The sequence below is a fragment of the Sphingomonas sp. G5 genome, assembly GCF_052660795.1.
Window position 1 is genome coordinate 1,000,730 of record NZ_CP109660.1, and the last position, 15,814, is coordinate 1,016,543.

Sequence of the window (15,814 nt, forward strand, 5' to 3'; positions counted from 1 at the left end):
GTGCCCGAGGGCGACAGCGTCTACCGGCTCCGGAGACGCCTCGAGGCCGCGACCCTCGGTGCCCGGGTGCGGGACGGCGAGCTGCGCTCGGGCAACGCGGCCGGACGCTCGCTCGCGGGGGTTCGCATCGACGGCTACGACACCCATGGCAAGCACCTTCTCACCCGATTCGACGACGGGTCCACCCTGCACACTCATCTGCGCATGCAGGGGAGTTGGACGATCACACGAGCAGGGCGTTCTCTCCCCGCCGCGGTGCGCGAGACGGCGCGCGTGCGGCTGCGACTCGATGACGGGAGGGAGATGTGGGGCCTCGATCTCCCCGTCGTGGAACTCGTCCCCACCGTGCTCGAGAGCCGGGCGATCGGACATCTCGGCCCCGACCCGTTGCGCGACGACTGGGATGCCGCGGAGGCGGCGCGTCGACTCTCGATCCGGCCCGACCGGCCCTTCGTCGCGGTTCTGCTGGACCAGACCGCTGTGGCCGGGCTCGGCAACCTGTGGGTGAACGAGCTCGCTTTCCTGTGTGGCATCCACCCTTTCGCGCCCATCGGGATGACCGACCTCGAGGCGCTCGTGGCTCTCGCGGCACGGTGTCTGCGGATCTCGGCGACCGTTCCCGGGATGTACCAGGTCACCACCGGTGACCGTCGGAGAGGTTCCTCGCATTGGGTGGCGGGACGCGCGGGGCGTCCGTGCCTGCGCTGCGGAACGCGCGTGAGCGTGCGCGACGAGGTGCAGAACGACCCCGAACAGCGGCGGACGTGGTGGTGCCCGCGGTGCCAGCCCCTGCCCGGAACCGCCGATGTCGGGACCCCCGGGTAGAACGGATCCATGGCCGTCGAACGCGAGAACCTCTTGCGCGTCACCCGCATCTACGCAGAGGAGGCCGCTCTCGAACTCGAGCGCGGCCGCGAGATCATCGCGCGCTGGCCCGAGGCCGACATCGTCCGGATCGCCTCGCACTGGCAGATCCCCGAGGTGCACGGCGACGAGACGAACGTCGCCCGCTGGGTGCGCATCAAGACCGAGGCGCTCGTGTTGGGCCTCAAGAAGAGTGTGGCGACGCGGGTCAACGGGCGCTCCGCCGACTTCATCGCGCCCTCGCTCTCCAACGGGTGCGCGATGGCCTGCAGCTATTGCTACGTACCGAGACGCAAGGGCTACAGCAACCCGATCACGGTCTTCGCCAACATCGAGCAGATCACCAGGCACCTCGCGCGGCACGTCGCGGCGCGCGGCCCCAAGCCCGAGCCGAACCAGTGCGATCCCGAGGCATGGGTGTACGACATCGGCGAGAACGGCGATTGCTCCGTCGATGCGTTGATCAGCGAGAACGTGCGCGACGTCTGCGATCTGTTCCGCATGACACCCACGGCCAAGGCATCGTTCGCGACGAAGTTCGTCAACCGCGACCTGCTCGAGTGGGATCCGGCGGGGCGCACGCGCATCCGCTTCTCGCTCATGCCGGCGACGACGGCGAGGGTCACCGATCTGCGCACCTCGCCGATGGCCGATCGGATCGCGGCGATCAACGATTTCGTGGATGCCGGGTATGAAGTGCACGTCAACTTCTCGCCGGTCATCCTCACCCCGACGTGGCTCGCCGACTGGGCAGAACTGTTCGATCAGCTCGACGCCGCCCTCCACGCCCGGGCGAAGGCGCAATTGGCGTGCGAGGTGATCTTCCTCACTCACAACGAGGGTCTCCACGAGGTCAACCTCGGGTGGCATCCGAAGGGGGAAGAACTGCTGTGGACCCCCGCCGTCCAAGAGGAGAAGAGGTCGCAGAACGGGGCGGTCAACGTGCGATACCGTCATCCGCTCAAGGCGCAGGCGGTGGCCGCTCTGGGCGACCTCATCGCGCTCAAGCTCCCGTACTGCCGGGTGCGTTACGCGTTCTGAGGCTCAGCTGATCTGGCCGGTGGGTGATCCCTCGGTCGTGGACGCCTCGTCGGCGTCCTGCTGGGCCGCGGCGCCCTCTTCGGGAGACTCGCTTCCCGCTCCCGGGGAGTCGTGACCGGGGGCATCGTCCGCGCGTGCATCGCGATTCGTCATGTTCATCCTCTTCGTCGTCGTTGTGGAGCGACGGTGCCACGGACCACCGTCCGTGTCCAGGGGGTGGACGCTCTCACAGGGGACGAACGCCGAAGCGCTCGGTGAAGTCTGCGCTCGCGGCATCCTCGAAGTCGTCTGCTTCGTCGCGAAGCTCGATGTCGCCCACGACGATCAGAGGTACGGCGCCAAGGCGCCGGCGGTCAACGCGAGGGCGAGGGTCGTGCCACCCACGCCGGTGGCGGTGAGCACGGTCGTCCGCTCGAATCGGCGACGGCGCGAGACGTTCGCCGGGTGAGTGGTCGAACGAACCGACGCCTTGGCCGTGTGGAGGGTGTCGTATCGGCCGACCGGTACGCCGTGCGCATCACGGGAGACGAACCCACCCGCGACCTGGTCGACGCAGCCGAAGTACTCGCCGCCGCGGTGCGCGACCCAGAAGCCGGTGTCGACCTTCGCCCACAGCACGCGGGCCGCGGCCAGGGGAGCGGGGGAGAGGGAGGTCGGGGTCGTCATGTCACGCCGCCGCGGAAAGGGTGCGACGGGCGGGGGCGGTGGTGCGGACCGTCTGCGGACGCTGCGCACTGTCGATCGCAGGGATCTCGACGTTCAGGTCGACGACGAGACCGGCCGAAGAATTGGCCATATCGGCCATGGTCTTCAGCACGGTGGAATTGAGGGTCTCAGGCTCGGCGGAGTCGAAGACGAAGCGGAGAGGGATGGCGGGCTGCAGCCACAGCGTGGAGCGGCCCGGAGTGCCGTCTACGTGCGTCCAGCTGAGCGTGAAGCTCTCGCTCCGTCGAAGCTTGGTGGCCGTGACGACCTTGATGTGGGAGAGCAGACGATCTGGAATCTGGATCGATTCGGTCGTGGTGCCGTAGAACAGGTGGCCCATGGGGTACTCCCTTCGAAAGCGATTAGCTGTCCTTAGAACATACTCGACTAGTAACTAGTTTGTCTAACTATTATTTTCGACGTATAGTTCTCGGAAGAGCGGGAGGAGTGTGCCATGACCGATGTCGGATCCACGTCTCTTCGCTCCGCGCCCGCCGAGTCCACCGAAGAGGTGGCTTACTGGTACGGCGGCGAGCCGTCGGACCGCCGCCAGCGCAGCAAGGCCGTCCTCGAAGCGCTGCGGATCTACCGCGCGGCCGAGGTCGCCATGCGTCGCCGTACTCGCGACTCGATGTCGATGGGAGAGAACGAGCTCCTCGTTCTGCGGTACCTGTTGCGCGACTCGGCCCGCCGTGTCAAACCGGGGGAGCTCACGCGCTATCTCGGTCTCTCCACCGCCTCCACGACGGCGATCCTCGACCGTCTCGAACGATCGGGGCACGTCACGCGCGCAGCGAACCCCGACGACCGGCGCAGCATCTTCATCCAGGCCACCCCCCGCGCGCACGCCGAAGTGCGGCAGACGCTCGGGAACATGCACGATCGCATGCTCGCGGCGGTCATCGACATGACGCCCGAAGAAGCCGCCGCGGTGGTCGCTTTCCTCCGACGTATGAGCGACGCCGTGGACGGCGTGGCGGTCGAGCGCCCGGCGGTTGGTTCCCCGTGATCTACGTGCTCGTCGGCGGCCCGCGCGACGGACAGCACGTGGATGACCTGCCTCGCGGCTACCGCCTCTCCCTCAGCGATCCCCAGCCCGAACCCTTCGGAGAGTTCGACACCGTCCGTGCGGTGTGGTTCGAACTCGATGAGGCCATGTTCCGCTCGCCGCAGCGGCGCGACTGAGGCGTATCTCACTCACGCCGGACCGGCAACCCGCCTCGGTTCCTCCTCCGCACCGGCGAAGGTAGGCCTATGCGATGCGTGACCTATGCCGGCGAGACCGTGATCACCACCGACGACGTTGCCGCGTCGTTGATCGAGTTGACCGCGGCGGTGGCGAAAGAGGGTCAGGCCGAAGCCGTCAGCATTCCCATCGTCACCGACGACAAGAAGGTCGCCCAGGCCGAGCTCGTGATCGGTGTCGGCAACGATGTCCTTTCCGCCCCGCTGGAGTGGCACGACGAAGAGCCGGACTTCTCGCACGCCGCCGCAGAGCTCAAGGACCACCGCCTCTTTCCGCGTCCGCATCTTCGGGCGGTCGAGCCCGCATCGACCTCCGACGAGGAACCCTTCGACTACGACTTCGATCAGCCGACGCAGGCGTGAACCGACACGGGTGAAATCGTCCCCGCGTGCGGGTGTACGCCCCGGGAGGTCTTGCCGCCGACGCTCGGCATCCGCTAGGTTCTCAAATCCGTGCCGATCGGCACGGTGAGCCGAGGAGAGACGAGACCATGACCGCGAACCGCGATCTGCGTCCGGAGCAGCAGGGAACGTACCTGTTGTTCCCGCTTTCGTCGTACCCTCCGGCGCCGGTCGTCTAGACATCCGTCTTCCCACGCCCCGCACCGTCAGGTCGGGGCGTTTCTCTTTCCACCGGGTGGGGGAGTGCCTCGTCCCGAGGCTCGACTCCGCGCGCGTCAGCGCACCACACGAAGGAAAGGACCCATGCAGAAGCTCACCGAACGTCTCGTGTCGTGGGCGAGCCTGATTGATGACAAGACCATCGACCAGGCCCGTACCTCGTCGCGCATGCCGTTCATCTACCCCCACCTCGCCCTCATGCCCGATGCCCACCTGGGCTTGGGTGCAACGGTCGGGTCGGTCATCCCGACGCTCGGCGCCATCATGCCCGCGGCCGTCGGCGTCGACATCGGGTGCGGAATGATCGCCGTCAAGACGCAGTTCCGTGCCGCCGACCTCGCCGGTCGCGATCTCGCAGAGCTGCGGCAGCAGATCGAGCGCGCCATCCCGCTCTCGGCCGGTCGTGACAACCGCAAGATCGTCGCGACCGCCGAGCCGCGGGTGGCCGAGCTCGAGGTGCTCGCCGACGAGGCCGGGTTCGACCCCGCGTCGTACGCCGGTCACTGGCGGCACCAGCTCGGGTCGCTGGGCAGCGGCAACCACTTCATCGAGATCTCGCTCGACGAGAACGACGACGTGTGGATGTTCCTGCACTCCGGCTCGCGCGGCGTCGGCAACCGCATCGCGCAGCACCACATCACGGTGGCGCAGCGGCTCGCGAAGCAGTGGTGGATCGAGCTTCCGCACCCCGACCTGGCCTACCTCGTCGAGGGCACGCCGGAGTTCACCCGGTACGTCAGCGAGCTCCGGTGGGCGCAGCATTTCGCCCTGCTCAACCGCGAAGAGATGATGGACCGCGTCGCGAACCAGCTCGGGCGATTCCTCGACGCCCCCGTTGAAGAGCGCGAGCGGATCAACTGCCATCACAACTTCACCGAGTCCGAAAGGCACTTCGGCAAGCAGGTGTGGGTGTCGCGCAAGGGCGCGATCATGGCCGACGCCGGTCGTCCGGGCCTCATCCCGGGGTCGATGGGCACGGCCTCGTACGTCGTCGAGGGCCGGGGCAACCCCGTCGCGTTGAACTCCTCTCCGCACGGCGCGGGTCGGGAGTACTCGCGGTCGGCCGCCCGCAAGACCTTCACGCGCGAACAGCTGCGCGAAGCGATGGCGGGGATCGAGTACCGAGACACCGACGCGTTCATCGATGAGATCCCGCAGGCCTACAAGCCGATCGATCGGGTCATGGCCGACGCCGCCGATCTCGTCACGGTGCGGCACACGCTGCGCCAGATCGTCAACGTGAAGGGCGACTGAGACGGATGCCATGGCTGCCACACCGCAGCCATGGCATCCGCCGTTCGGCCGGGGTGGAATACATCGCTCGGGGGATGCGCGGACGGGCGTCGTTTCGCGACGATGGGGGAGAGCTCGCGAAGCCGCGCGGGCGGACACTTCCCCCCGGAGTGAAGATTCATGACCTCTGATCGTGCCCAGACCATCGACCATCATCCCGACCCCTCCGACCGGAGTGAACGCCAGAGCACGTGCATTCGCCTCGCGCAGGCCCGCCTGGCGGCTTTCGTGGAGAGCACGGCAGACGACGTCGACGAGACCTCGGACGCGGCCGTGACCGCGCTGCGCTCGGCGGTGTCGTCGGGAGCCGACCTCGACCGCATCTCCGCCGAGCTCGAGGTGAGCACCGGTGCGATTCAGGCGATCGTCGACGGCTCGGTGCCGCTGCGCAGTCTTCATCCCGACGACCGGCTCCGGCGGGACTGAGGCCGGACTCACGGGCCGACCCGTGGGTTCGCTGCGCGGCTGACCCTGTTCGCGTCCACGGGGTTACGCTCGGGGCAGGACGACGGCGGAGGCGGCGAGATGGGCGAGCGCAGGTTCGAATGGGGCGGTCTCAGCGCCGACCGCGGCGACTACGTGACCGCGGCGGAGGCACTGGCGATGCTCGAGGTGCTCGTCGTCGCCCAGGCCGACCTCGCCGTCACGACCGAGCTGCGTGACGGCGCCGCATGGGCGCGCTTCTCGCGTGGAGAGCGCTGGGCCGTCGTCTCGACGCCCGGCTCGCGGTGGTTCTCGGTCGAGACCGACACGGGCCACCGCCTGCAGATCGTCGACGCCAACACCTCGAAGGATCAGAGCGCCCAACTGCTCGCCGTCCATGTCGATGTGGCCGAGGCGTACGTCCGCGGCGAGGCGGTGCCGGTGCGCGCCGGTGGGCTCGGCGGTTCGGTGCTCGCTATCGACGTGAACGGACGGCAGGTGCTGTTGACACAGTCCGTCGGGCGCCGAGTGCGCGGTCTGTTTGGCCGATAGGCCCGGCGGCCGCTCCGGTCAAGCCGGTGCTCCTCGCTCGCGCTCTTGCCAGGCTGGAGGGGTACGCGACGAAGGGAAACCCATGAGCGACTCGCAGAACTCCGCACCCGCCGACGACGCCGCCGACCTCGGCGACGACCCCACGGTCAAGCCGAGCCAGGAGAACGACGTCGACGAGGAAGCCAAGGCTCCCTCCAAGGACGATCCGAACGCCGACCACCGGGCGACGGGAATCGGAGTCATCGGCGACGAGTGATCCGGATGCCGCGGAGCGGGCGTCGAGATCGTCGGCGGTCGCCCCGCGGGTCGGGGCGCGCCGCTCCACGGTGCTAATCTTGACCGGTCCGCCTCCGTAGCTCAGGGGATAGAGCGTTGGTTTCCGGTACCAAAGGTCGCTGGTTCGATTCCAGTCGGGGGCACATCGAGAAGGCCGCGATCATGACGATCGCGGCCTTCGGTCTTGCCGGGTTCAGCCCTCGTCGGTGACGGACCCGGTGGGCTCGGCGTCTTCGACGATGTGCTGCGAACCGAGCTCGTCCGCGACGGCCCGTCCCTGGTCCACGGCCTCTTCGCGGCTGGAGAAGCTCGCCGAGAGCTCGGGGCGGCCCTCGACCGCGTTCTCCCACTGTCCTCGGTTCGATCGTGTGGTCACGTCGTTCTGGCTCATGGCATCCATGTCACACCCGGGCTGTGTCCTCCACCCCCGTCTTGACAGGCGTTGTCAAGACCACCACGCGTTTCCGGCGAAGGCTGACATGCTGGGCAGTACCTTCGAAAGGGGTCTGTCATGAGTGTCGGAGCCGGCATCGCGCTGTTCGTCATCGGCGCCATCCTCGCCTTCGCGGTCAATCTCCCCAATGAGTTCGTCGACCTGACCACGATCGGGTACATCATGATGGGCGCGGGCGTCGTCGTCTTCCTCATCGGTGTCGTGCTGCTCGTGCGTCGCCGCCAGACCGATACGGTGACCCGCACCGAGGGAGCCGGGGCAGCCCACGTCACGCGCTCGACCACGCGCTCCTCGAACGACGACCTCGTCTGAGTAGCTCGGGGCCGTGCCCCGGAGAACGAGAATGACCGAACCCACCCCCACCGTCGCCTACGACCGGGCCGTCGACGATCTGTTCGACGGGCGCTACCGCCTCGGTCGCGTCCTCGGCCAGGGCGGATACGCGCGTGTCTACGAAGCCGTCGACACCGCTCTCGAACGCACCCTCGCCCTCAAGGTGATCGACGGCGACGGCGCCGACCCCTCCGACGTGGCGCGCGTGCGCTCCGAGATCCGGCTGCTCGCGTCCCTGTCGCACCCCTCCCTGGTCACGCTGTACGACGCCAAGCTCGACGCGAAGCCGGCCTACCTGGCCATGGAACTCATCGCCGGCCCGACCCTCACCGACCGCATAGCGCGCGGACCGCTTCCGGGGCCCGATGTCGCCCGCATCGGTCGCGAGATCGCCGAGGCGTTCGCCGTCATCCACGGTCGCGGCATCGTCCACCGCGACGTGAAGCCCTCGAACATCCTCATCCGACCCGCCGCCCACGCCGGCGAGAGCCCGCGCGCGACCCTCGCCGACTTCGGTATCGCCTCGCTCGTCGGGGCGACACGCGTCACCCGAGCCGACACGGTCATCGGCACCGCGGCGTACCTCAGCCCCGAGCAAGCGCGGGGGATGCCCGCCGGCCCCGCGAGCGACGTCTACGCGCTCGGACTCGTCCTGCTCGAGGCGCTGACCGGCTCCCGCCCCTTCGGGTCCCGCACCCCGCACGAGGCCCTCGCCGCCCGTCTCGTCGCGGCTCCCGAGATCCCCGCGCAGATCCCGCCCGCGTGGCGTGAAGTTCTCGAGCGGATGACCGCGATCGAGCCGAACGAGAGACCGGATGCCACGGGCCTCATCTCCGAGCTCGGCACCCTCTCGGGGGTGACGGTGCCCGTATCGGCACCGGCGAAGCCGGCTTTGCCTCTTTTGACGGCCGCCCTCGCCGGTAGCACCGGCCCCACACGCGTCTTCGAGCCGTCCGTGAACCCGACTCGGCGCCGGGCCGAGACAAAGCCCTCGCCTCGCGCGCTCGTCATCGGCGCCGTCGTTGCGGTTCTCCTGGCCGCCGGAGGCGTCGGCATCGCCGCAGCTGTCGGTTCCGGGGGCGGGGCCGACGAGCCCGCTCTGCCGTCGCTTCCCCAGCCCCTCGACCAGCACATGGACGACCTCTGGAAGCAGGTGGGTCCGTGATCCGCCGCGCCGCCCCCGCCGCGGGCCTCCTCCTCGCCGCGGCCATCGTCCTCACGGCGTGCACCCCGCCGGCTGCGACCCCCACGGCCTGGCAGCAGAACGTGCAGACCGTGGCCGATCTGGCCTCCGGTGGCGACTACGCCTCGGCTCTCGCGAGCCTGGATGCTCTCGAGGCCGACGTGGTCGCCCGCCGTGACGCCGGCGAGATCTCCGCGGACGAAGCCGACGGCATCCTGAGCCGGATCGCCACCGTCCGAGCCGACCTGACCTCTCTCGTGCCGACGCCGACGCCGACGCCCACAACGGAGCCCGCGCCCACACAGTCGTCGGACACGGTCGTCGACGACGGTGGTGATGAGCCCGCCCAGCCGGCTCCGGACGACCAGAGTCCCGGCGGAAAAGACGACAAGGGACCGGGCAACGGCAATGGCAATGGCAACGGCAAGGGCCCCGGCAAGAAAGACGGCTGAGCCGCTTCGCCCGGGTCGTGCCGAGGGGGTCGGAACGCGTGCGAGGATTGCCCGGTGCCGCGCCGCGTGACCGCTGAACTCGACCTCGATCTCGGGGCCTCCGTCGACCTCATCTTCCAGATCACCGCCGCGCAGGGAGCACCCCTGGCGAGCGAGAATCTGACATTCGCACAGGGCGACCGTCTCTACGCACCGACCGAGCTCGTCGACCCTTCCGGCAGTCGACTCCATCGGCTCACCGCCGACCAGGGGCCCCTCTCGGTGCGCTACGAAGCGCTCGTCTCGGGTGCGGCCCAGAGCCCCCGCACGAGCGATCTCGAGACCATCGGGTACCTCCGGCCGAGCCGGTACTGCCAGTCCGACGAGGTCTTCGCCCAGGCGCGACGTCAGTTCCGTGGGCTGTCGGGGCGCGAGCTCCTGGCCGCGGTGTCGGACTTCGTGGCATCCACCGTCACGTACACGCCCGGGCTCAGCATGGGCACCGACAGCGCCGTGACGACCCTGTCGACCGGTCAGGGCGTGTGCCGTGACTACGCCCACGTCGTGATCGCCCTCCTGCGCGCGATGGACGTGCCGGCTCGCTACGCGGCGTGCTTCGCCCCGGGACTGGAGCCGATGGACTTCCACGCCGTCGCCGAGGCGTACCTCGACGGGGCCTGGTGCGTCATCGACGCCACGCGCCTCGCCGACCGCCGCTCGCTCGTGCGGATCGCCACGGGACGCGACGCGGCCGACTGCGCCTTCCTCAGCTTCCACGGCGGCTATGTCGGTCTGGAGCGGATGCACGTGGATGCCGTGCTCGAAGACGCCCCCGCTGCGGAGCCCGACGACCACGAGGCCCTGGTGCAGATCGCCTGACGCGGGCTCCCCGGCGACGCGCTCTAGACTTGACGGGTTATGGATCCCGCAGCCCTCTCCGCCGCCCTGCTCGCCGTCATCGCCCCGCTCGCCGAGGCGCGACGAGAGGGATCCTCGGCCGGGATCACCGCCGCCGACCTTCCCCTCGAGCGGCCCAAGAACCGCGACCACGGCGATTGGGCATCGAACGCCGCCCTGAAGCTCTCCAAGGTCATCGGGGTCAACCCCCGTGAGTTCGCGGCAGAGATCGCCGCGGGCCTCGAATCCGTCGACGGCATCGCGAGCGTCGAGGTCGCCGGCCCCGGCTTCATCAACATCCGCCTGGACGCCGCGGCCGCCGGTGCGCTGGCCCGCACGATCGTCGAGCAGGGCGCCGCGTTCGGCACGAACGACAGCCAGCGCGGGAACACGATCAATCTCGAGTTCGTCAGCGCCAACCCGACCGGTCCCCTGCACATCGGCCACACCCGCTGGGCGGCCCTGGGCGACGCGATCGCCCGCGTGCTGCTCGCGAGCGGCGCGACGCTGGTCCGCGAGTTCTACATCAACGACGCCGGTGCGCAGATGGAGCGCTTCGGCCGGTCGGTGGTCGCCGCGATCGCCGGTGAGCCGACACCCGAAGACGGCTACGGCGGCGCCTACATCGCCGCACTCGCGGAGCGCGTCCGGGCCGCCCGCACCGACATCCTCGAGCTCGACCGCGCGGAGCAGATCTCGGTCGCCACCGAGCTCGCCTACGGCTTCCAGCTCGGCGAGATCCAGGCCTCGCTCGCGCGGTTCAACGTGCACTTCGACGTCTGGTTCTCGGAGCGCGACCTGCACGCTCGCATCGAGGGCCAGCCGAGCCTCGTCGACGAGGCCGTCGACCGCCTGCGCGAGCAGGGTCACGTCTTCGACGAGGACGACGCCGTGTGGGTGCGCACGACCGACTTCGGAGACGACAAGAACCGCGTCATCCGTCGTTCGAACGGCGAGTACACGTACTTCGCCGCAGATGCCGCCTACTACCTGAACAAGGGCGACCGCGGCTTCGCGCACAAGATCTACCTGCTCGGCGCCGACCACCACGGCTACGTCCATCGCCTCAAGGCCCTTGCGGGTGCTGCGGGCGACGACCCCGAGAAGGACATCGAGGTACTCATCGGCCAGCTCGTCTCGATCAACGGTGCGCGCCTGTCCAAGCGGGCGGGGAACATCGTCGAGCTCGACGACCTGCAGGCGTGGCTCGGAACCGACGCCCTGCGCTACTCGCTCGCGCGGTACCCGGCCGACTCGCCGCTGACGCTCGATCCCGAGATCCTGCAGAAGCGCACCAACGACAACCCCGTCTTCTACGTGCAGTACGCTCACGCGCGCACGCACAATGTCGCGCGCAACGCCGCGGACTCCGGCGTCGACCGCTCAGAGTTCGCCCCCGAGCTGCTCGACCACGAGACCGAGTCGGCGCTCCTGGGCGCACTGCAGGAGTACCCGCGCATCGTCGCGTATGCCGCCGAGGTGCGCGAGCCGCATCGCGTCGCGCGCTACCTCGAAGAACTCGCGGGTCTCTATCACCGGTGGTACGACAACTGCCGCGTCATCCCGCTCGGCGACGCCCCCGTCGAGTCCGTGCACCGCACGCGCCTGTGGCTGAACGACGCCACCGGCCAGGTGCTGCGAAACGGCCTCGACCTGCTCGGCGTCAGCGCTCCGGAGCGGATGTAGACGATGACGGATGCCACGGCCCCCCGCCGCCGCACCGGTCGGTGGATCGCCGTCCTCGTGGTCGTCGTCGTCCTGCTCGCCGGGGCGATCGTGGCCGCGGAGTTCATCGCTCGCTCGGTCGTCACCAGCACGGTGCGCTCGCTCGTGGTGAAGAACGTCGGTCTGCCCGACGATCAGAACGTCGACGTGTCGGTGGCGGGCCTCGTTCTGCCGCAGCTTCTGCGCGGACGCCTCGACGAGGTCGCCGTGTCGTCGAACGACGTGACCCTCGGGCCGATCACCGGCGACGTCCGGGTCGATCTGCGCGGCGTCCCCGTCTCGGGCGACGCGGCGGCGGACGGCGGAGTGGCTTCGGTGCGTCTCGACCAGGATCAGCTCAAGGCGCTGCTCGCCGAGGTGCCCGACCTCCCGGCCAGCACCGTCACCGTCGCCGCGCCCGACGTGAAGCTGGAGACCTCTCTCTCGCTCTTCGGCATCGCGATCCCCGTCGGCGTCGGAGTCACCCCCGGTGCCGCATCGGGTGATCTGACGCTCACGCCGTCGTCGTTCCAGGTGGGCGGCAACGCGATCGACGCCGACACCCTGCGCGGCCAATTCGGCGGCGTGGCCGATTCCGTTCTGAAGACGACGAGCCTCTGCATCGCGGACCGTCTCCCGAAGGGGCTCACCCTGACGTCGGCCACCGTCCAGGGGCAGGACCTCGTCGCGACCTTCGACGTGGCCGGCGGCATCCTGAACGATCCCTCCCTGCAGAGCGACGGCACCTGCGGCTGACCGTCCCGCCCGACGAAGAGCATCGCCCCGGACGTCCGCGTGTGCGTTCATCCCGGTCGCGTGCCGCGAAGCCCCCGCCCCTTCGGAACCGAGACAGTAGGGGCGGTCGTGTGGGAAAAGGGCGGCATGCGTCGTGCCCTAGACTGCAAGGACTGCCCGCCGCGTGACTCTCCGCGCGGGTGGGAGCCGTGATCCGCGGCCGTCGCGTCGCCGCAAAACCCGATTGGTCCCCCTGTGTCCGCCTCGCACTCCGCGCTCGTGCCCGCCTGGCTCACCGCCCCGGCCGAAGCGAACGAGCTCGTCGCCTCCGTCTGGCCCGCCTCGGCCCACCGCGTCGACGACGGGTCGGTCGAAGTCGGCGGGGTCTCGGTCTTCGATCTCCGTGACCGTTTCGGAACGCCGCTCTACGTCCTCGACGAGGACGAGGTGCGCGCCCATGCCCGTCGTGCGCGCTCCGCTTTCGATGCCGCGGCCGCTCGCCACGGCATCCGGGCCCGCGTGTACTACGCCGGCAAGGCCTTTCTGTCGGCCGAGGTCGTGCGCTGGGTCGTCGCCGAGGGTCTCTCCGTCGATGTCTGCACGCGCGGGGAGCTCGAGGTCGCCCTCGCCGGGGGCGCCGAGCCCGCGCGCCTGGGCTTCCACGGCAACAACAAGAACGTGTCCGAGCTCGAGCGCGCCGTCGAGGTCGGCATCGGTTCGGTCGTGGTCGACAGTCCGATCGAGATCGAGCGCCTCGCGGCGATCGCCGAGCGGCGCGGAGCCGTGCAGCCGGTGCTCGTGCGGGTGCGCACGGGCGTGCACGCCGAGACCCACGCGTTCCTGGCCACGGCCCACGAAGACCAGAAGTTCGGCTTCTCGCTCGAGGGGGCGGCCGAGGCCGTCGCCCGTATCCGTGAGCTGTCGAGTCTGCGGTTCGTGGGGCTGCACGCGCACATCGGTTCGCAGATCTTCGACTCCTCCGGTTTCCGGGAGTCGGCCGCGCGTCTGGTCGACCTGCACGCCGACCTGCTGGCCGGGGGAGAGATCCCCCTTCTCAACGTCGGCGGCGGCTTCGGCATCTCCTACACCTCGGTCGACGACCCGAAGCCCATCGAAGAGATCGCCGACGGCATCGTCGATGCCATCGCCGACGAGTGCGCGGTGCGCGGCATCCCGATGCCCGATGTCGCCACCGAACCGGGGCGCGTCATCGTCGGTCAGGCCGGCATCACGCTCTACGAGGTGGGCACGGTCAAGACCGTGACCGCGGGGGAGGACCTCGACCGCACCTACGTCAGCGTCGACGGCGGCATGAGCGACAACGCCCGCCCCGCGCTGTACGGCGCCGATTTCTCGGCGCGCCTCGTCTCTCGCGCGAGCTCCGAGACTCCCGCCCTCTCGCGCGTCGTCGGACGTCACTGCGAGTCGGGCGACATCGTCGTGGATGCCGAGTACCTTCCCGCCGACGTGGCACCGGGCGATCTGCTCGCGGTGCCCGCCACCGGCGCGTACTGCTTCTCCCTCGCGAGCAACTACAACTACACGCCGCGCCCGCCGGTTGTCGCGGTGCGCGACGGACAGGCCCGTGTGATCGTGCGCGGAGAGAGCATCGACGACCTGCTCGCGCGCGACGCCGGGATCCCGGCATCCGATTCCCCCCTTCCCCGAGGTACGACCTCACCACCCCACGGAGACACCGAATGACCGACTACCGCACGCTTCGCGTGGCGCTCCTCGGCGCCGGCGCCGTCGGCTCGCAGGTCGCCGACCTGCTGCTCAAGCACGGCGACGAGCTCGCCGACCGCGCCGGAGCGAAGCTCGAACTCGCCGGCATCGCCGTGCGCAATCTCGACGCCAAGCGCGACGTCGATCTCCCTCAGGAGTTGTTCACCACCGACGCAGACACCCTGATCGTCGGAAGCGACATCGTCATCGAGCTGATGGGCGGCATCGAGCCCGCACGCACGCAGGTGCTGCACGCGATCGCCTCGGGCGCCGACGTCGTCACCGCCAACAAGGCGCTGCTGGCCACGCACGGCTCCGAGGTCTTCGAGGCCGCCGATCAGGTGGGTGCCGAGGTGTACTACGAGGCCGCCGCCGCCGGTGCCATCCCGATCATCCGCCCGCTGCGCGACTCGCTCGCCGGCGACCGGGTGGTACGCATCATGGGAATCGTCAACGGCACGACGAACTACATCCTCGATCGCATGGACACCGAGGGCGCCGACTTCGCCGACGTCCTCGCCCAGGCGCAGGCCCTCGGGTACGCCGAGGCCGATCCCACCGCCGACGTCGAGGGCTACGACGCCGCGCAGAAGGCCGCGATCCTCGCCAGCCTCGCGTTCCACACGACCGTCCCGCTGGATGCCGTCCACCGCGAGGGCATCACCTCGGTCGACGCCGCGATGATCGAGTCGGCGCGTCACGCCGGGTACGTGATCAAGCTGCTCGCGGTGTGCGAGCGTCTGGCCGCCGAGGACGGCGGTACCGAATCGATCTCCGTGCGCGTGTACCCGGCCCTCGTCGAACGCACCCATCCTCTCGCGAGTGTGCACGGTGCGAACAACGCCGTCTTCGTGCAGGCCGAGGCCGCGGGCGACCTGATGTTCTACGGTGCCGGCGCCGGTGGCGTGCAGACCGCCTCCGCGGTCCTCGGCGACGTCGTCTCGGCAGCGCGCCGCCACATCGCGGGTGGTGTGGGCGTCGGCGAGTCGACGCGCGCGAACCTCCCGGCCGTGCCGATCGGTCGCGTCATCACGCGTTACCAGATCACCCTCGAGGTCGACGATCAGCCGGGCGTCCTCGCGACGGTCGCCGGGATTCTCAGTGAGGGGCGCGTCTCGATCGCGACGGTCGAGCAGACGGTCATCGAGGCGACTCCGGATGCCGGAGACTCGGGCGCTGCGACAGGCTCAGCGACCGGAGCGGGATCCGCCCGCCTGGTCATCGGAACACACAAGGCACGCGAGCAGGATTTGAGCGAGACCGTCGAGCGTCTCGCCGCGAGCGGCGTCGTCGAGCGCGTGGTCTCCGTGCTGCGCGTGGAAGGGAATTGAC

At 69.5% G+C, this 15,814-nt stretch carries 21 protein-coding genes and 1 tRNA gene; 18 read left to right on the top strand and 4 right to left on the bottom strand.

The genetic code is table 11. From position 1 onward, the window contains the following. Together NE358_RS04795 and NE358_RS04800 are read left to right on the top strand one after the other, a co-directional pair. Entirely contained in the window at positions 1–825 is an 825-nt protein-coding gene (locus NE358_RS04795) for an Fpg/Nei family DNA glycosylase (protein WP_289941967.1), read from the top strand. 9 nt (positions 826–834) lie between these two features. Continuing rightward, the gene (locus NE358_RS04800; protein WP_289941968.1) at positions 835–1,905 is read left to right on the top strand and encodes a spore photoproduct lyase family protein; all 1,071 of its coding nucleotides are present in this window, start codon (positions 835–837) and stop codon (positions 1,903–1,905) included. Between the two features lie 3 nt (positions 1,906–1,908). Here NE358_RS04800 and NE358_RS04805 read toward each other — a convergent pair whose 3' ends face one another. The 3 genes from NE358_RS04805 to NE358_RS04815 all read right to left on the bottom strand — a co-directional run bounded on the left by NE358_RS04805 (position 1,909) and on the right by NE358_RS04815 (position 2,950). Continuing rightward, positions 1,909–2,058, bottom strand: coding sequence for a hypothetical protein (locus NE358_RS04805; RefSeq protein WP_289941970.1), 150 nt, complete (start codon positions 2,056–2,058; stop codon positions 1,909–1,911). A gap of 171 nt (positions 2,059–2,229) precedes the next feature. After that, complete coding sequence (locus tag NE358_RS04810) at positions 2,230–2,571, bottom strand: hypothetical protein (RefSeq protein WP_289941972.1); 342 nt, start codon at positions 2,569–2,571, stop codon at positions 2,230–2,232. A gap of 1 nt (position 2,572) precedes the next feature. Then, positions 2,573–2,950 carry a DUF7882 family protein gene (locus NE358_RS04815; RefSeq protein WP_116238451.1) on the bottom strand — a complete coding sequence of 126 codons (378 nt, stop codon included), beginning with the start codon at positions 2,948–2,950 and terminating at the stop codon, positions 2,573–2,575. Positions 2,951–3,064: 114 nt separating this feature from the next. Between NE358_RS04815 and NE358_RS04820 the strand changes: the two genes are divergently transcribed. The 8 genes from NE358_RS04820 to NE358_RS04855 all read left to right on the top strand — a co-directional run bounded on the left by NE358_RS04820 (position 3,065) and on the right by NE358_RS04855 (position 7,163). Then, the gene (locus NE358_RS04820) at positions 3,065–3,619 is read left to right on the top strand and encodes a MarR family winged helix-turn-helix transcriptional regulator (RefSeq protein ID WP_289941976.1); all 555 of its coding nucleotides are present in this window, start codon (positions 3,065–3,067) and stop codon (positions 3,617–3,619) included. Further along, positions 3,616–3,795: a hypothetical protein gene (locus NE358_RS04825; protein ID WP_103210204.1), complete on the top strand. Its 180-nt coding sequence runs from the start codon at positions 3,616–3,618 to the stop codon at positions 3,793–3,795. The genes NE358_RS04820 and NE358_RS04825 overlap by 4 nt, the downstream gene beginning before the upstream one ends. A gap of 78 nt (positions 3,796–3,873) precedes the next feature. Next, positions 3,874–4,218 carry a hypothetical protein gene (locus NE358_RS04830; RefSeq protein WP_103210843.1) on the top strand — a complete coding sequence of 115 codons (345 nt, stop codon included), beginning with the start codon at positions 3,874–3,876 and terminating at the stop codon, positions 4,216–4,218. A 342-nt stretch (positions 4,219–4,560) separates the two neighbouring features. Continuing rightward, entirely contained in the window at positions 4,561–5,730 is a 1,170-nt protein-coding gene (locus NE358_RS04835; protein WP_289941980.1) for an RtcB family protein, read from the top strand. Positions 5,731–5,889: 159 nt separating this feature from the next. Continuing rightward, positions 5,890–6,195 carry a hypothetical protein gene (locus NE358_RS04840; protein WP_103210208.1) on the top strand — a complete coding sequence of 102 codons (306 nt, stop codon included), beginning with the start codon at positions 5,890–5,892 and terminating at the stop codon, positions 6,193–6,195. Positions 6,196–6,294: 99 nt separating this feature from the next. After that, the gene (locus tag NE358_RS04845) at positions 6,295–6,744 is read left to right on the top strand and encodes a hypothetical protein (protein ID WP_103210210.1); all 450 of its coding nucleotides are present in this window, start codon (positions 6,295–6,297) and stop codon (positions 6,742–6,744) included. An 82-nt stretch (positions 6,745–6,826) separates the two neighbouring features. Beyond that, complete coding sequence (locus NE358_RS04850) at positions 6,827–7,000, top strand: hypothetical protein (protein ID WP_289941985.1); 174 nt, start codon at positions 6,827–6,829, stop codon at positions 6,998–7,000. A 90-nt stretch (positions 7,001–7,090) separates the two neighbouring features. Beyond that, a tRNA-Arg gene (locus NE358_RS04855) sits at positions 7,091–7,163 on the top strand. Positions 7,164–7,213: 50 nt separating this feature from the next. Here NE358_RS04855 and NE358_RS04860 read toward each other — a convergent pair. Further along, the gene (locus tag NE358_RS04860; protein ID WP_103210844.1) at positions 7,214–7,411 is read right to left on the bottom strand and encodes a DUF2188 domain-containing protein; all 198 of its coding nucleotides are present in this window, start codon (positions 7,409–7,411) and stop codon (positions 7,214–7,216) included. Between the two features lie 120 nt (positions 7,412–7,531). On the opposite strand from NE358_RS04860, the gene NE358_RS04865 reads away from it, so the two are divergent. The 8 genes from NE358_RS04865 (at position 7,532) to NE358_RS04900 (ending at position 15,813) form a co-directional block, all read left to right on the top strand. Continuing rightward, on the top strand, positions 7,532–7,786 hold the full coding sequence (locus NE358_RS04865) for a DUF6458 family protein (protein WP_103210212.1): 255 nt from the start codon (positions 7,532–7,534) through the stop codon (positions 7,784–7,786). 31 nt (positions 7,787–7,817) lie between these two features. After that, complete coding sequence (locus NE358_RS04870; RefSeq protein ID WP_289941990.1) at positions 7,818–8,972, top strand: serine/threonine-protein kinase; 1,155 nt, start codon at positions 7,818–7,820, stop codon at positions 8,970–8,972. After that, positions 8,969–9,442, top strand: a complete 474-nt coding sequence (locus tag NE358_RS04875) for a hypothetical protein (protein WP_289941993.1) — start codon at positions 8,969–8,971, stop codon at positions 9,440–9,442. The genes NE358_RS04870 and NE358_RS04875 overlap by 4 nt, the downstream gene beginning before the upstream one ends. A 54-nt stretch (positions 9,443–9,496) precedes the next feature. Then, on the top strand, positions 9,497–10,300 hold the full coding sequence (locus tag NE358_RS04880; protein WP_289941995.1) for a transglutaminase-like domain-containing protein: 804 nt from the start codon (positions 9,497–9,499) through the stop codon (positions 10,298–10,300). Positions 10,301–10,339: 39 nt separating this feature from the next. Continuing rightward, entirely contained in the window at positions 10,340–12,004 is a 1,665-nt protein-coding gene (locus tag NE358_RS04885; protein WP_289941997.1) for an arginine--tRNA ligase, read from the top strand. A gap of 3 nt (positions 12,005–12,007) precedes the next feature. Further along, the gene (locus NE358_RS04890) at positions 12,008–12,778 is read left to right on the top strand and encodes an LmeA family phospholipid-binding protein (RefSeq protein ID WP_141375504.1); all 771 of its coding nucleotides are present in this window, start codon (positions 12,008–12,010) and stop codon (positions 12,776–12,778) included. Positions 12,779–13,012: 234 nt separating this feature from the next. Beyond that, a complete protein-coding gene (lysA, locus tag NE358_RS04895) occupies positions 13,013–14,461 on the top strand; it encodes a diaminopimelate decarboxylase (RefSeq protein WP_289941999.1) in 1,449 nt (482 codons plus the stop codon). Continuing rightward, positions 14,458–15,813, top strand: coding sequence for a homoserine dehydrogenase (locus NE358_RS04900; protein WP_103210225.1), 1,356 nt, complete (start codon positions 14,458–14,460; stop codon positions 15,811–15,813). The genes lysA and NE358_RS04900 overlap by 4 nt, the downstream gene beginning before the upstream one ends. Position 15,814 lies beyond the last annotated feature (1 nt).

What these genes read in the sequence shown, in the direction of transcription:
- NE358_RS04800 (WP_289941968.1), top strand. Translation starts at nt 835, where the DNA reads ATGGCCGTCGAACGCGAGAACCTCTTGCGCGTCACCCGCATCTACGCA.
- NE358_RS04805 (WP_289941970.1), bottom strand. Translation starts at nt 2,058, where the DNA reads ATGACGAATCGCGATGCACGCGCGGACGATGCCCCCGGTCACGACTCC.
- NE358_RS04810 (WP_289941972.1), bottom strand. Translation starts at nt 2,571, where the DNA reads ATGACGACCCCGACCTCCCTCTCCCCCGCTCCCCTGGCCGCGGCCCGC.
- NE358_RS04815 (WP_116238451.1), bottom strand. Translation starts at nt 2,950, where the DNA reads ATGGGCCACCTGTTCTACGGCACCACGACCGAATCGATCCAGATTCCA.
- NE358_RS04820 (WP_289941976.1), top strand. Translation starts at nt 3,065, where the DNA reads ATGACCGATGTCGGATCCACGTCTCTTCGCTCCGCGCCCGCCGAGTCC.
- NE358_RS04835 (WP_289941980.1), top strand. Translation starts at nt 4,561, where the DNA reads ATGCAGAAGCTCACCGAACGTCTCGTGTCGTGGGCGAGCCTGATTGAT.
- NE358_RS04840 (WP_103210208.1), top strand. Translation starts at nt 5,890, where the DNA reads ATGACCTCTGATCGTGCCCAGACCATCGACCATCATCCCGACCCCTCC.
- NE358_RS04845 (WP_103210210.1), top strand. Translation starts at nt 6,295, where the DNA reads ATGGGCGAGCGCAGGTTCGAATGGGGCGGTCTCAGCGCCGACCGCGGC.
- NE358_RS04850 (WP_289941985.1), top strand. Translation starts at nt 6,827, where the DNA reads ATGAGCGACTCGCAGAACTCCGCACCCGCCGACGACGCCGCCGACCTC.
- NE358_RS04860 (WP_103210844.1), bottom strand. Translation starts at nt 7,411, where the DNA reads ATGAGCCAGAACGACGTGACCACACGATCGAACCGAGGACAGTGGGAG.
- NE358_RS04865 (WP_103210212.1), top strand. Translation starts at nt 7,532, where the DNA reads ATGAGTGTCGGAGCCGGCATCGCGCTGTTCGTCATCGGCGCCATCCTC.
- NE358_RS04870 (WP_289941990.1), top strand. Translation starts at nt 7,818, where the DNA reads ATGACCGAACCCACCCCCACCGTCGCCTACGACCGGGCCGTCGACGAT.
- NE358_RS04885 (WP_289941997.1), top strand. Translation starts at nt 10,340, where the DNA reads ATGGATCCCGCAGCCCTCTCCGCCGCCCTGCTCGCCGTCATCGCCCCG.
- NE358_RS04890 (WP_141375504.1), top strand. Translation starts at nt 12,008, where the DNA reads ATGACGGATGCCACGGCCCCCCGCCGCCGCACCGGTCGGTGGATCGCC.
- NE358_RS04900 (WP_103210225.1), top strand. Translation starts at nt 14,458, where the DNA reads ATGACCGACTACCGCACGCTTCGCGTGGCGCTCCTCGGCGCCGGCGCC.